This is a genomic window from Streptomyces sp. NPDC030862, assembly GCF_055571835.1.
Window position 1 is genome coordinate 547,034 of sequence record NZ_JBVIEN010000005.1, and the last position, 12,211, is coordinate 559,244.

General features: G+C 71.7%; 11 protein-coding genes. 9 read left to right on the forward strand and 2 right to left on the reverse strand.

Annotated features, from left to right (window positions below; translation table 11 throughout):
* Window positions 1-62 precede the first annotated feature (62 nt).
* Complete coding sequence (locus tag ACZ42X_RS17045) at window positions 63-1,421, forward strand: replication-associated recombination protein A (RefSeq protein WP_468290044.1); 1,359 nt, start codon at window positions 63-65, stop codon at window positions 1,419-1,421.
* Window positions 1,422-1,435: 14 nt separating this feature from the next.
* On the opposite strand, the gene ACZ42X_RS17050 is transcribed toward ACZ42X_RS17045, so the two are convergent.
* Entirely contained in the window at window positions 1,436-2,143 is a 708-nt protein-coding gene (locus ACZ42X_RS17050) for a DUF2470 domain-containing protein (protein WP_468290047.1), read from the reverse strand.
* Between the two features lie 194 nt (window positions 2,144-2,337).
* On the opposite strand from ACZ42X_RS17050, the gene rpsD reads away from it, so the two are divergent.
* Window positions 2,338-2,952 carry a 30S ribosomal protein S4 gene (gene rpsD, locus ACZ42X_RS17055; protein WP_064068039.1) on the forward strand — a complete coding sequence of 205 codons (615 nt, stop codon included), beginning with the start codon at window positions 2,338-2,340 and terminating at the stop codon, window positions 2,950-2,952.
* A gap of 99 nt (window positions 2,953-3,051) precedes the next feature.
* Here rpsD and ACZ42X_RS17060 read toward each other — a convergent pair whose 3' ends face one another.
* Window positions 3,052-5,199, reverse strand: a complete 2,148-nt coding sequence (locus tag ACZ42X_RS17060; protein WP_468290050.1) for an ATP-binding protein — start codon at window positions 5,197-5,199, stop codon at window positions 3,052-3,054.
* A gap of 174 nt (window positions 5,200-5,373) precedes the next feature.
* On the opposite strand from ACZ42X_RS17060, the gene ACZ42X_RS17065 reads away from it, so the two are divergent.
* From ACZ42X_RS17065 to ACZ42X_RS17095, 7 genes are all read left to right on the forward strand, one after another.
* Complete coding sequence (locus ACZ42X_RS17065; protein WP_361428827.1) at window positions 5,374-5,811, forward strand: DUF948 domain-containing protein; 438 nt, start codon at window positions 5,374-5,376, stop codon at window positions 5,809-5,811.
* Between the two features lie 7 nt (window positions 5,812-5,818).
* Window positions 5,819-6,190 carry a DUF6167 family protein gene (locus ACZ42X_RS17070; RefSeq protein WP_468290053.1) on the forward strand — a complete coding sequence of 124 codons (372 nt, stop codon included), beginning with the start codon at window positions 5,819-5,821 and terminating at the stop codon, window positions 6,188-6,190.
* Window positions 6,190-8,856 carry an alanine--tRNA ligase gene (alaS, locus tag ACZ42X_RS17075; RefSeq protein ID WP_468290055.1) on the forward strand — a complete coding sequence of 889 codons (2,667 nt, stop codon included), beginning with the start codon at window positions 6,190-6,192 and terminating at the stop codon, window positions 8,854-8,856. The genes ACZ42X_RS17070 and alaS overlap by 1 nt, the downstream gene beginning before the upstream one ends.
* Window positions 8,856-9,320: a Holliday junction resolvase RuvX gene (gene ruvX / locus ACZ42X_RS17080; RefSeq protein ID WP_361428821.1), complete on the forward strand. Its 465-nt coding sequence runs from the start codon at window positions 8,856-8,858 to the stop codon at window positions 9,318-9,320. The genes alaS and ruvX overlap by 1 nt, the downstream gene beginning before the upstream one ends.
* Window positions 9,321-9,419: 99 nt before the next feature.
* Window positions 9,420-11,141, forward strand: a complete 1,722-nt coding sequence (gene mltG, locus ACZ42X_RS17085) for an endolytic transglycosylase MltG (RefSeq protein ID WP_468290057.1) — start codon at window positions 9,420-9,422, stop codon at window positions 11,139-11,141.
* Complete coding sequence (locus ACZ42X_RS17090) at window positions 11,119-11,961, forward strand: shikimate dehydrogenase (protein ID WP_468290060.1); 843 nt, start codon at window positions 11,119-11,121, stop codon at window positions 11,959-11,961. The genes mltG and ACZ42X_RS17090 overlap by 23 nt, the downstream gene beginning before the upstream one ends.
* 53 nt (window positions 11,962-12,014) lie before the next feature.
* Window positions 12,015-12,191 (forward strand): hypothetical protein, encoded by a 177-nt coding sequence (locus ACZ42X_RS17095; RefSeq protein WP_468290063.1) that lies wholly within the window; start codon window positions 12,015-12,017, stop codon window positions 12,189-12,191.
* Window positions 12,192-12,211 lie beyond the last annotated feature (20 nt).

The window sequence follows — 12,211 nt, forward strand, 5'->3', positions numbered from 1 at the left end:
CGGCTGACGTGCGCCGAGCGGCCCGGCCGGGACTGTCAGTGGGCTGACATAGGCTTCTGGATGTGGAGCCCGACCTCTTTACCGCCGCAGCCGAAGACCGCCAGGAGAAGGACCCGGCCGGCCGACCCCTGGCCGTCCGGATGCGCCCGCGCACCCTGGACGAGGTCGTCGGCCAGCAGCATCTGCTCAAGCCCGGATCCCCGCTGCGCCGCCTGGTGGGCGAGGGCTCCGGCGGCCCGGCGGGCGCCTCGTCCGTGATCCTGTGGGGTCCGCCGGGCACGGGCAAGACCACCCTGGCGTACGTCGTCTCCAAGGCGACCAACAAGCGCTTCGTGGAGCTCTCCGCGATCACGGCCGGCGTCAAGGAGGTCCGCGCGGTCATCGACGGTGCCCGCCGCGCCACCGGTGGCTTCGGCAAGGAGACCGTCCTCTTCCTCGACGAGATCCACCGCTTCAGCAAGGCCCAGCAGGACTCGCTCCTGCCCGCCGTGGAGAACCGCTGGGTCACCCTCATCGCCGCCACCACCGAGAACCCGTACTTCTCGGTGATCTCCCCGCTGCTCTCCCGTTCGCTCCTGCTCACCCTGGAGCCGCTCACCGACGACGACATCAGCGGCCTGCTGGAGCGCGCGCTCACCGACGAGCGCGGTCTGGGCGGCGCGGTCACCCTGCCCGAGGACGCCCGGGCGCATCTGCTGCGGATCGCGGGCGGCGACGCCCGCCGGGCGCTGACCGCGCTGGAGGCGGCCGCCGGCGCGGCGATGGCCAAGGGCGAGCCGGAGATCACCCTCTCCACCCTGGAGGAGACGGTCGACCGGGCGGCGGTGACGTACGACCGGGACGGCGACCAGCACTACGACGTGGCGAGCGCGCTGATCAAGTCGATCCGCGGTTCGGACGTGGACGCGGCACTGCACTATCTGGCGCGGATGATCGAGGCGGGGGAGGATCCGCGGTTCATCGCCCGCCGGCTGATGATCTCCGCCAGCGAGGACATCGGGCTCGCGGACCCGACCGCCCTGCCCCTCGCGGTCGCGGCGGCCCAGGCGGTGGCCATGATCGGCTTCCCGGAGGCGGCCCTCACCCTGAGCCACGCCACGATCGCACTCGCCCTCGCCCCGAAGTCGAACGCCGCGACGACGGCGATCTCCGCCGCCCGGGAGGACGTACGGAACGGGCTGGCGGGACCGGTCCCGCCCCATCTGCGCGACGGCCACTACAAGGGCGCGGCCAAGCTGGGCCACGCCCAGGGATACGTCTACCCCCACGACGTCCCGGGCGGTATCGCCGCCCAGCAGTACGCGCCGGACGCGATCCACGGCAAGCGGTACTACGAACCCACGCGGTACGGCGCGGAGGCGCGGTACGCGGACGTGGTGGAGAAGGTGCGCGAGCGGCTGCGGGGCGAAGGCACCGCGTAACCGGCGCCCGGGTGTCAGCTCCGCGCGGCCTGGAAGAGGGTGTGCATGGCCCGCCGCAGCCCGTCGACGTCGCGCACGGGCGCGGGGAAGTCGAAGCGCGCGTCGAAGCAACGCCCGGCGGTGTCCCGGCACCGCACCCGCAGCCCGAACCGGTCCAGCGCGAGCGGCACCACACGCTCCACCTCCTGCGCGTGCTGCGCGTCCTGGGCGTCCTCGCGGCCGAGCAGGGTGCTCAGGTCCTGGACGTGGTCGTCGTGGGCGGCGGCCAGGTGCTGGAGCAGTTCGGTCTCGTACGCGGCGAGCGGGTCGGGCCGGGCGGCCGCGAAGGCCTCGGGGCCGACCGTCGCGTCGCCCCACAGGTCGTCGACGTACACCTCGCCGACCTCCAGGCGCAGCATCATGTGGCCGGGGGCGGCGATGCCGGGCGCGCAGGTCAGCCAGCCGGAGACCCAGGCGCGGCCACGGATCCGGTCCGGGACGGCGACCGGGGCGACGTCGGTCAGCTCCAGTACGGCGGGCAGCTCGTCGTCCTGCGCGTGCGTCGCGGCCCGTACGGCCGGGGAGTCGGCGGGGTACAGCAGGAAGACCTCGCCCTCGGTGCCGACGGTCCGCGCGTCGGGCACCAGCTGCTCGGGGCGGGCGCCGTCGGTCCCGGGCGCGATCAGCACCGCGGAGCATGTACTCTGTACGAGAGTTCGTGTGCGCTCGGCTGCTGACGGCATCCGGGCGATTTCAAGCCCGCTGGGACGCGGCTGACCATGAGCTGATCGGACCTCCGTCACATCGACACTCTGCGAGGCAGGAGTGTCGCTCTTTGTGCTGCTGTCTGTGATGCGCGTGGTGTTCCCAGGGCTCGACATGCGATCTCCTTGATTAAGGTAAGCCTAACCTAACCTATATCGGAGGTCTGGAGAACGTGCCTAACCAGTCGCGTCCCAAGGTCAAGAAGTCCCGTGCGCTCGGTATCGCGCTGACGCCGAAGGCCGTCAAGTACTTCGAGGCTCGCCCCTACCCGCCGGGTGAGCACGGCCGTGGCCGCAAGCAGAACTCGGACTACAAGGTCCGTCTGCTCGAGAAGCAGCGTCTGCGCGCCCAGTACGACATCAGCGAGCGCCAGATGGCGCGCGCCTACGACCGCGCCAAGAAGGCCGAGGGCAAGACGGGCGAGGCGCTGGTCGTCGAGCTCGAGCGCCGCCTCGACGCCCTGGTCCTGCGTTCGGGCATCGCCCGCACCATCTACCAGGCCCGCCAGATGGTCGTCCACGGCCACATCGAGGTCAACGGCGGCAAGGTCGACAAGCCGTCCTTCCGCGTGCGCCCCGACGACGTCGTCATGGTCCGCGAGCGCAGCCGCAGCAAGACGCTGTTCCAGGTCGCCCGCGAGGGTGGCTTCGCCCCCGACGGTGAGACCCCGCGCTACCTCCAGGTCAACCTGAAGGCCCTGGCCTTCCGCCTGGACCGCGAGCCGAACCGCAAGGAAATCCCGGTCATCTGCGACGAGCAGCTGGTCGTCGAGTACTACGCCCGCTGACGCAGGCGTAGCCCTCACCGGCTTCGAGCCCGCCGCCTCCCCAACGGGAGGCGGCGGGCTCTCCGCGTTTCCCGGCCGCGGTCCGCGGCCCCACCGCGCTCAGGCCGGTGGCGCCGAACGCGCCCGCGCCTCCGGTCCGCCCGCCAGCGCCCGCGCCACCGCCGCCTCCAGGGACAGGGCCCGCCCCTCCGCCTCGTACCCGCGGTACCGCTCCGCGCCCAGCAGCTCGGTCGCCCGCTGTTCGCACAGGGCGCGGGGCGCGCCGAAGTAGCCGGAGCCGAACAGGGGCAGACCGACCGCCTCCCACATCGGCGCGGCCGCGCCCTGGAGCACCGCGGCCTCCGCCGGATCGCCCTCGCTCGCCGTCACCAGGGCGAGCAGCTCCACCGCCAGCACCAGGCCGACCAGGTCGTGGAACGCGTGGTCGATGGCGATGCACTCGCCGAGCAGGCCCCGCGCCTCGCCGTGCTCACCGCGCGTCCAGGCCGCGTAGGCCAGGACGTACAGCGCGTACGCCCGGGTCCACCGCTCGCCGCGCTCCTCGCAGACCACGCGTACCTCCCGGCACAGCGCCACCGCACCGTCCAGGTCGCCCAGGAACACCTTCGCCATGGCCAGTTCCACCTGGCCCATCAGCACCTGGCTGTTGAGCTCGCCCAGCGCCCGGTAGGCGTCCTGCGCCCGCCCCAGCAGCTCCTCGGCGTGCGGCATGTCGTCCGAGACCAGCGCCAGACAGCCCATCCGGTGGGTGGCGTACGCGGCCGCCAGCGCGCTGCCCGAACGTGCCGCGTCCTCCTCGCAGGTGTACAGCGCCGCCATCGCCGCCGTGTTGTCGCCCTGGAGGATCGCGACGTACCCCAGCACCCACAGCGCCTTCAGCCGCGCCTCGCCGTGGCGGGACTCCAGCGCCACGGCCCGGTCCAGCCAGTGCCGGCCCTCCGCGAGCCGCCCGCAGCCCACCCAGTAGAACCACAGCGTCCCGGCGAGGTGCTGCGCCAGGTGCGCTTCCCCCGGCTCCTCCAGGCACAGCTCCAGCGCGGCGCGCAGATCGGGCAGGGCGCTGTCGGTGCAGGCCGCGACCTCGGCCTGGCGCGGGCCGAACCAGTCCAGCTCGCACCAGGCGGCCAGGCCCAGGTACCAGTCGCGGTGCCGCCGCCGCAGCCGCTCCTCGTCGCCGAGCGCGGCCAGCCACTCGGCGCCGTACGCCCGGACCGTGTCGAGCATCCGGTACCGCACGCCCGCCGCCGTGTCCTCGCGCACCACCACGGACTGGGCCAGCAGTTCCCCGAGCACGTCCAGCACCCGCTCGGCGGGCAGCTGCGGGCCGGCGCACACGTACTCGACGGCGTCCAGGTCGAACGGCCCGGCGAAGACCGACAGCCGCGCCCACAGCAGCCGCTCCTCCGGCGTGCACAGCTCATGGCTCCAGCCGATGGCGGTCCGCAGCGTGCGGTGGCGCGCGAGCTCGCCCCTGGCCCCACAGGTCAGCAGCCGGAACCGGTCGTCCAACCGGTGCAGCAGGCCCTCCAGGCCGAGCGCCGGCAGCCGCCCCGCCGCCAGTTCCAGCGCCAGCGGGATCCCGTCCAGGCGGCGGCACAGCTCCCGTACGGCGCAGGGGTCGGCGGCCCGGAAGCCGGGCACGGCCGCCGCGGCCCGGTCGAGGAACAGCCGCACCGCGTCGGCGTCGGACATCGGCGCCAGCGGCAGCACCGCCTCGCCGTCGATCCGCAGCGGCCTGCGCCCGGCGGCCAGCACGGTCAGCCCCGGCGCCCGGCACAGCAGTTCCCGTACGAGCGCGGCGCACCCCTCCACGAGGTGCTCGAAGCCGTCCAGGACGAGCAGCAGCCGCCGCTCGGCGAGGTGCTCCACCAGCACCTCGCGCGGCGGCCGGCGCGTGTGGTCGGTCAGGCCAAGCGCCTCCATCAGCGCGTGTTCCAGCAGCCCCGCGTCCCGCAGGGTGGCGAGCCCGGCCAGCCGGACCTCGTCGCAGGAGCGTTTCGCCACGCCGCCGCCGAGTCCGCCGCCGCGCCCGCCGTTGAGCCCGTCACCGAGCCCGTCGGCAACGCCGTCGGCGGGCTCCTCGGCCACGGTCGCCGCGACGCGCAGCGCCAGCCGGGACTTTCCCACCCCGCCGACGCCCACCACCGTCACGAGCCGAAACTCCGCCAGGAGCCGCCGCAGCTCGTCGAGTTCGTCCTCACGCCCGACGAACCGGTTCAGCTCTGCCGGAAGGTTGCTGCGTCGCATGAAACACGGAGGGTACCGAGCCAGGTGCACTCCGTACAATCGGACGGAACGGCTCCGAAGGAGCCCGTCCCCCTCTCCCGCTCGGGCCACGCGTAATGCGGTTCGGGGAGCGCGGGCGGGCGCGATAGGCTCGGATAACGACTTTCGAAGCATCCATTGAGAGAGCGGTGCGCTGTGACCGGTGGAGAGGTTGCCGGGATTCTGGTGGCCGTCTTCTGGGCGATCCTGGTCTCCTTCCTGGCCGTGGTGCTGGTGAGGCTGGCCCAGACGCTGAAGGCGACCACCCGGCTCGTGGCGGAGGTGACGGAGCAGGCGGTTCCGCTACTGGCCGACGCCTCCGCGACCGTGCGCGCCGCGCAGACCCAGCTCGACCGGGTCGACGCCATCGCGACGGACGTCCAGGAGGTCACCTCCAACGCGTCCGCACTCTCCACGACGGTCGCCTCGACGTTCGGCGGACCGCTGGTCAAGGTCGCGGCGTTCGGCTACGGCGTACGCCGGGCGATGAGCCGGAACAAGAACGACAAGCCGGCCGAGCAGCCCCGGCGCACGGTCGTCGTCGGCCGTACGGTGCCGTCGGCCCGGAGCAGCAGGAAGAACCGAAAGGGCTGACGCAGGGATGTTCCGCCGTGCTTTCTGGTTCACCGCGGGCGCAGCAGCCGGCGTGTGGGCCACCACCAAGGTCAACCGCAAGCTGAAGCAGCTGACCCCCGAGAGCCTCGCCGCGCAGGCCGCCGACAAGGCGATCGAGACCGGCCACCGGCTCAAGGACTTCGCGCTCGACGTCCGCGCGGGCATGCTCCAGCGCGAGGCCGAACTGGGCGAGGCCCTGGGCCTCCAGGCGCCGGTCGACGACCACGCCCTCCCGGCCCCGCGCCGGGCGGCGGCGCTGGACCCCGGCGCGCGGCGCCCGGACCCGGATCCGGACCGGCGCGACCCGCACCACCCGTATCCCCACCACCACTCGTACAACCGGAATGAGGACCACTGATGGAGTCGGCTGAAATCCGCCGTCGCTGGCTGAGCTTCTTCGAGGAGCGCGGGCACACCGTCGTCCCTTCGGCGTCGCTCATCGCGGACGACCCGACTCTGCTCCTCGTCCCCGCGGGCATGGTCCCGTTCAAGCCGTACTTCCTGGGTGAGGTCAAGCCGCCGTTCCCGCGCGCCGCCAGCGTCCAGAAGTGCGTGCGGACGCCGGACATCGAGGAGGTCGGCAAGACCACCCGGCACGGCACGTTCTTCCAGATGTGCGGCAACTTCTCCTTCGGCGACTACTTCAAGGAAGGCGCCATCAAGCTCGCCTGGGAGCTGCTGACCAGCTCCGTCGAGCACGGCGGCTACGGCCTCGACCCGGAGAAGCTCTGGATCACCGTCTACCAGGACGACGACGAGGCCGAGCAGATCTGGCGCGACGTCGTCGGCGTCCCCGCCGAGCGGATCCAGCGCCTGGGCAAGAAGGACAACTTCTGGGACATGGGCGTCCCGGGCCCCTGCGGTCCCTGCTCCGAGATCAACTACGACCGCGGCCCGGAGTTCGGCGTCGAGGGCGGCCCGGCCGTCAACGACGAGCGGTACGTCGAGATCTGGAACCTCGTCTTCATGCAGTACGAGCGCGGCGAGGGCCGGGGCAAGGACTACCCCATCCTCGGCGACCTCCCGTCGAAGAACATCGACACGGGCCTCGGCATGGAGCGCCTGGCGATGATCCTCCAGGGCGTACGGAACATGTACGAGACCGACACCCTGAAGGTCGTCATCGACAAGGCCACCGAGCTGACCGGTGTGCGCTACGGCCAGGCCCAGGAGAGCGACGTCTCGCTCCGTGTGGTTGCCGACCACATGCGCACCTCCGTGATGCTCATCGGCGACGGCGTCACCCCCGGCAACGAAGGCCGCGGCTACGTGCTGCGCCGCATCATGCGCCGCGCCGTCCGCAACATGCGCCTGCTGGGCGCCTCGGGCCCGGTCGTCGGCGAGCTCGTGGACACCGTCATCCGCACGATGGGCGAGCAGTACCCGGAGCTGGAGACCGACCGCAAGCGCATCGAGACCGTCGCGCTCGCCGAGGAGGCCGCGTTCCTCAAGGCCCTCAAGGGCGGTACCAACATCCTCGACACGGCCGTGACCGAGACCAAGGCCGCCGGTGGCACGGTCCTCTCCGGCGACAAGGCGTTCCTGCTCCACGACACCTGGGGCTTCCCGATCGACCTCACCCTGGAGATGGCCGCCGAGCAGGGCCTCTCCGTGGACGAGGAGGGCTTCCGCCGCCTGATGAAGGAGCAGCGGGAGCGCGCCAAGGCCGACGCCCAGGCCAAGAAGACCGGCCACGCCGACGTCTCCGCCTACCGTGCGATCGCCGACTCCGCCGGCGCCACCGAGTTCGTGGGCTACACCAACACCGAGGGCGAGACGACCGTCGTCGGCCTGCTCGTCAACGGTGTGTCGTCGCCCGCCGCCACCGAGGGCGACGAGGTCGAGGTCGTCCTCGACCGCACCCCCTTCTACGCCGAAGGCGGCGGCCAGATCGCCGACACCGGCCGCATCAGGCTGCACAGCGGTGCCGTCATCGAGGTGCGCGACGTCCAGCAGCCGGTCCCGGGCGTCTCCGTCCACAAGGGATCGGTGCAGGTCGGCGAGGTGACCGTGGGCTCCACGGCGTACGCCACGATCGACGTCAAGCGCCGCCGGGCCATCGCCCGCGCCCACAGCGCCACCCACCTCACCCACCAGGCGCTGCGCGACGCCCTCGGCCCGACGGCCGCCCAGGCCGGTTCGGAGAACCAGCCCGGCCGGTTCCGGTTCGACTTCGGTTCGCCGTCCGCCGTGCCGCAGGCCGTCATGACCGACGTCGAGCAGAAGATCAACGAGGTCCTCGCCCGCGAGCTCGACGTGCACGCCGAGGTCATGCCGATCGACGAGGCCAAGCGCCAGGGCGCCATCGCCGAGTTCGGCGAGAAGTACGGCGAGAAGGTCCGCGTCGTCACCATCGGCGACTTCTCCAAGGAGCTGTGCGGCGGTACGCACGTCCACAACACCGCCCAGCTGGGTCTGGTGAAGCTGCTCGGCGAGTCCTCGATCGGCTCGGGCGTGCGCCGCATCGAGGCCCTCGTCGGCGTCGACGCGTACCACTTCCTCGCCAAGGAGCACACGGTCGTCGCCCAGCTCCAGGAGCTGGTCAAGGGCCGCCCCGAAGAGCTGCCGGACAAGATCTCCGCCATGCTCGGCAAGCTGAAGGACGCCGAGAAGGAGATCGAGAAGTTCCGCGCGGAGAAGGTCCTCCAGGCCGCCGCCGGGCTCGCCCAGGGCGCCAAGGACGTCCGCGGCGTGGCCGTGGTGACCGGTCAGGTGCCGGACGGCACGTCCGCCGACGACCTGCGCAAGCTGGTCCTCGACGTCCGCGGCCGCATCCCGGGTGACCGCCCGGCCGTGGTCGCCCTGTTCACCACCGCCAACGGCCGCCCCCTGACGGTCATCGCCACCAACGAGGCCGCCCGCGAGCGCGGTCTGAAGGCCGGTGAGCTGGTCCGTACGGCCGCCAAGACCCTCGGCGGTGGCGGTGGCGGCAAGCCGGACGTCGCCCAGGGCGGTGGCCAGAACGTCGAGGCGATCGGCGAGGCCGTCGAGGCCGTCGAGCGGCTCGTCGCGGAAACGGCCTGATGCGACGCGGCCGTCGCCTCGCGATAGACGTCGGGGACGCCCGGATCGGGGTCGCCTCGTGCGACCCCGACGGGGTCCTCGCGACGCCGGTGGAGACCGTGCCGGGACGGGACGTCCCGGCCGCGCACCGGCGGCTGCGGCAGATCGCCGAGGAGTACGAACCGATCGAGATCGTCGTCGGGCTCCCTCGCTCCCTCAGCGGGGGCGAGGGCCCGGCGGCGGCCAAGGTCCGGGCCTTCGCCCAGGTGCTCGCCCGCTCGGTCGCGCCCGTGCCGGTGCGGCTGGTGGACGAGAGGATGACCACAGTGACGGCCACTCAGGGACTCCGCGCATCGGGCGTGAAGTCCAAAAAGGGCCGGTCTGTGATCGACCAGGCAGCCGCTGTGATCATCCTCCAGAACGCTCTTGAGTCCGAACGGGTATCCGGTAATCCGCCCGGTGAGAGCGTCGAAGTGGTCATCTGATCGCGATACGGTAACGTTCCGCGCGATACGGCGCGTTCGAACAAGCGCTGCACTACGTAGAGGCGGATGTCCGGAAGCCTCGCGGCCGTTTGGGGATCGATGACTGGATATGGACGGGGCCCCGGCTCCGAACCGTGGCACCCCGAGGACCCGCTGTACGGGGACCAGGGGTGGAGAGGTCAGCAGGCCGACGGCTCGCAACACCCCCAGCCGCACCAGCAGCCGCAGGTGCATCCGGAGCCGCACGCGCAGCCGTACGGCAACCAGCAGCAGTACCAGTACCAGGAGCACGCCGCATACGGCGCCCAGCAGTACGACGGCCGCCAGTACGACGGTCAGCAGTACACCGGGCAGCCGTACGGCGGACAGCAGTTCAACGGCCAGCAGTACGACGGGGGTTGGGACACGGGCCAGCAGGCGGCGATGCCGTATGGCGCCCCGCCTGCCCCGGCCCCCCCGTACGGCGGTGGCGAACCGGACCCCTACCGCACCCCCGAGGCCTACCCGCCGCCGCAGCCCCCGGGCCAGCGGCGGCCGGCCGACCCGGAGCCCTCGTACGAGGAGGAGCGGGAGCCCGAGCCCGAGGAGGAGAACCACCCGTTCTTCTCGAACGGCGACGGCGACGACGCCGACCGCGATGACCCCGAGGCCGACGACCCCGCGTCCACCCGGAGCGAGCGCCGCGGCCGGTCGAGGAACGCCAAGGGCGCCAAGGACTCCACGAAGGCGAAGAAGCGCAAGAGCCGCAACGGCGTGGCCTGCCTCGTCGTCGCCCTCGTGCTGGTGGGCGGTGCGGGCGGTGTCGCGTACTTCGGCTACCAGTTCTGGCAGAGCCAGTTCGGCGCGGCCCCCGACTTCGAGGGCACGGGCACCAGCGAGACCGTCCAGGTGACCATCCCGCAGGGCGCCGGCGGGTACGAGATCGGCAGCATCCTCGTCAAGAACGGCGTCGTGAAGAGCCAGGGCGCTTTCGTCTCCGCGCAGAGCAAGCACCCCAAGGGCAAGAACATCCAGGCGGGCGTCTACACCCTCAAGAAGGGTATGTCGGCGACGAGCGCCGTCGAACTGATGCTGAATCCGCAGAGCCAGAGCACCCTCATCATCCCCGAGGGCAGACGCAACGCCTGGGTCTACGAGCAGATCGACAAAAAGCTCCAGCTGAAGGCCGGAACCACCGAAGCGGTGGCGGCAGCGGAGGCGAAGAACCTCGGCCTCCCGACCTGGGCGACCGGCCACCGCAACGTCAAGGACCCGCTGGAAGGGTTCCTCTTCCCGGCGAGCTATCCGGTCGCGAAGGGCGCCAAGCCGGAGGACGTCCTCAAGAAGATGGTCGCCCGCGCCAAGGCCGAGTACATCAAGGCCGACCTGGAGGGCAAGGCCAAGACCCTCGGTCTCAAGAGCCCTTGGGAGCTGCTCACGGTCGCCAGCCTGGTCCAGGTCGAGGGCAAGACGGACGACGACTTCCGCCGGATGAGCGAGGTCGTGTACAACCGCCTCAAGCCCACCAACACCGAGACCAACCAGCTGCTGCAGTTCGACTCCGCCTTCAACTACCTCCAGGGCGAGAGCAACATCGACATCAGCGAATCCGAGATCAACAGCAACCAGGACCCGTACAACACGTACACCCAGAAGGGCCTCACCCCCGGGCCGATCAGCAATCCCGGGATCGAGGCGCTGGAAGCCGCCATGGACCCGACGAAGGAAGGCTGGATGTACTTCGTCGCCACGGACGGCATGAACAAGACGGAATTCGCCAAGACGCACGACGAATTCCTGAAACTGAAGGATAAATTCAATGACAGCAAGGGCAGGGACTGACCCGCGCAGGGCCGCCGTCCTCGGATCGCCCATCGCCCACTCCCTCTCCCCGGTCCTCCACCGGGCCGCCTACGCGGAGCTCGGCCTCACCCACTGGACGTACGACCGGTACGACGTGGACGAGACCGCGCTCCCCGGGTTCTTCGAGAGGATGGACGAGACCTGGGCGGGGCTGTCGCTGACCATGCCGCTGAAGCGGGCCGTCATACCGCTCCTCGACGAGATCACCGAGACCGCGGCGTCGGTGGAGGCCGTCAACACCGTGGTCCTCACCGCCGACGGCCGCCGCGTCGGCGGCAACACCGACATCCCGGGCATGGTCGCCGCCCTGCGGGAGCGCGGTGTGGAGCGGGTCGACTCCGCCGCGATCCTCGGCGCGGGCGCCACCGCCTCCTCCGCGCTCGCCGCGCTGTCCCGCATCTGCGCCGGGCCCGTCACCGCGTACGTACGCAGCGAGGCCCGCGCCGCCGAGATGCGCGTCTGGGGCGAGCGGCTCGGCGTCCAGGTCCGTACCGGCCCCTGGAGCGACGCCGCCGAAGCCTTCCGGGCGCCGCTCGTCATCGCCACCACGCCCGCCGGGACGACCGACGCGCTCGCCGCCGCGGTCCCCGACCGGCCGGGCACCCTCTTCGACGTGCTGTACGACCCGTGGCCGACGGCCCTGGCGGCCGCCTGGGCCGCGCGCGGCGGTGCCGTCGTGGGCGGTCTGGACCTGCTCGTCCACCAGGCCGTGCTCCAGGTCGAGCAGATGACCGGCCTGACCCCGGCCCCGCTGGCGGCCATGCGGGCCGCGGGGGAGCAGGCCCTCGGCGCCCACTAGGTCTCCGCACCCCTTAGGATCCGTTCGATCACCCGAACGAGGCGGAGCACGGCATGGACAACGAGCTGGTGGACCACGGGCAGCCGCTGGCCGCGTCGAACGGCGCCGCGATCGCCCGGGGCATCCTCGCCCTGCTGCCCGACTGGGTCACGCTGGTCTTCTGCGGGATCGTCGTGGCCTGCGTCCTGGCGGCCCTGGTGGTGAAGGTCCGGCGCAGGTTCCGCACCTGATCTTGCCCAAAGCGGCGTCC